Here is a 405-nt window from a genome sequence, read left to right as displayed (position 1 = left end):
CCGGAACGGACAATTGCGCCGACAGTTATTGGAAGGCAGCGGGAAAACCTCCCCATCGATCGATGAGTGGTCTTCTCAGGAGCAGGTTGCCGGTATCGTTTTGATCCTGGTCGGTTGGGGGCAGGGCCAGCGTCTGAGTGAGACGCTCAACAGCATTCAGGGTCGTGTCACTCAAAGTCAGGAATGGCCACTGCTGGCGAGTAAAGCGGAATGTCTGGATCCAGCCGCAGAACGTCTGGAAAGCGCCCGGGAAAATGCTGCCGATCCCCAAGCCGGTGATCCCCGTTTGTTCATGGCGGCACTTGCGAGTGCGCTGGAAGAATCCGGCGATCAGCAGACAACGGCAGAAGCCATCCTCCAGGCTGACGAGTTGGCCCTGGCTCTAGGTGAACGAACGGAATTGCA

General features: G+C 58.3%; 1 protein-coding gene. It reads left to right on the top strand.

Features of this window, described 5'->3' with window-relative positions; genetic code table 11:
• Nucleotides 1-405 (top strand): hypothetical protein (locus tag FY251_RS22810; RefSeq protein WP_187367504.1); only part of this gene is annotated, 405 nt, incomplete at both ends.

It is taken from the genome of Haloferax sp. KTX1 (assembly GCF_902410085.1).
Lineage (GTDB): Archaea > Halobacteriota > Halobacteria > Halobacteriales > Haloferacaceae > Haloferax > Haloferax massiliensis.
This window is presented reverse-complemented; position numbering and strand designations above follow the sequence as displayed.